Consider the following 982-nt stretch of genomic DNA (forward strand, 5'->3'; position numbering starts at 1 on the left):
CCTGTTCCCATGCCGAACACAGCAGTTAAGCTTCTTAGCGCCGATGGTAGTTGGACCTTTGGTCCTGTGAGAGTAGGACGTTGCCACGCAAGTGTTGTATGTTATTAGACACAACGTATAGTTGGAGGATTAGCTCAGCTGGGAGAGCGTCTGCCTTACAAGCAGAATGTCGGCGGTTCGATCCCGTCATCCTCCATTATTACGACTCGTTAGCTCAGTTGGTAGAGCAACTGACTTTTAATCAGTGGGTCGCAGGTTCGAATCCTGCACGGGTCATTCGTTTCTTTTTAAGAATCGAGCGGGTGTGGCGGAATTGGCAGACGCACCAGATTTAGGATCTGGCGCCGCAAGGTGTGTGGGTTCAAGTCCCTCCACCCGCAGTCGCGTTTTTTATAAACGTTGAAATTTAAATAAGCATTTAACATGTGCCGGCTTAGCTCAGTTGGTAGAGCATCTGATTTGTAATCAGAGGGTCGAGGGTTCAAGTCCTTTAGCCGGCACCATGCGAAAGTAGTTCAGTGGTAGAACACCACCTTGCCAAGGTGGGGGTCGCGGGTTCGAATCCCGTCTTTCGCTTGCCAGATATAAAAACACAGGCAGATATTGCCGGGGTGGCGGAACTGGCAGACGCACAGGACTTAAAATCCTGCGGTGAGTGATCACCGTGCCGGTTCGATTCCGGCCCTCGGCATTCGTTTTAAAGCAGCCATGGCTCAATTGGATAGAGTACCTGACTACGAATCAGGCGGTTGCAGGTTCGACTCCTGCTGGCTGCATGCTTTAAATAATCATCACATCGGGAAGTAGCTCAGCTTGGTAGAGCACTTGGTTTGGGACCAAGGGGTCGCAGGTTCGAATCCTGTCTTCCCGATTTTTTTAGAAATATTTTGGGGGCTTAGCTCAGCTGGGAGAGCGCCTGCTTTGCACGCAGGAGGTCAGCGGTTCGATCCCGCTAGTCTCCATTTTTTTCTTTAAATGTGAA

9 tRNA genes and 1 rRNA gene are annotated in these 982 nt (G+C 50.4%); all 10 read left to right on the top strand.

From position 1 onward, the window contains the following. Nucleotides 1-89 (top strand): 5S ribosomal RNA (gene rrf, locus ACTQ45_RS13540); the annotation flags it as partial. Between the two features lie 34 nt (nt 90-123). Next, nucleotides 124-196, top strand: a tRNA-Val gene (locus tag ACTQ45_RS13545). Between the two features lie 7 nt (nt 197-203). Then, nucleotides 204-276 (top strand) — tRNA-Lys (locus ACTQ45_RS13550). A 22-nt stretch (nt 277-298) separates the two neighbouring features. After that, nucleotides 299-380: transfer RNA gene (locus ACTQ45_RS13555), tRNA-Leu, on the top strand. A gap of 47 nt (nt 381-427) precedes the next feature. Beyond that, nucleotides 428-503 (top strand) — tRNA-Thr (locus tag ACTQ45_RS13560). 1 nt (nt 504) lies between these two features. Beyond that, nucleotides 505-576 (top strand) — tRNA-Gly (locus ACTQ45_RS13565). A gap of 29 nt (nt 577-605) precedes the next feature. Continuing rightward, nucleotides 606-691, top strand: a tRNA-Leu gene (locus tag ACTQ45_RS13570). 11 nt (nt 692-702) lie between these two features. Further along, a tRNA-Arg gene (locus tag ACTQ45_RS13575) sits at nt 703-776 on the top strand. 21 nt (nt 777-797) lie between these two features. Beyond that, nucleotides 798-871 (top strand) — tRNA-Pro (locus tag ACTQ45_RS13580). An 18-nt stretch (nt 872-889) separates the two neighbouring features. Further along, nucleotides 890-962: transfer RNA gene (locus tag ACTQ45_RS13585), tRNA-Ala, on the top strand. Nucleotides 963-982: the final 20 nt, after the last annotated feature.

It is taken from the genome of Fundicoccus sp. Sow4_D5, from assembly GCF_052116365.1.
GTDB lineage: Bacteria > Bacillota > Bacilli > Lactobacillales > Aerococcaceae > Fundicoccus.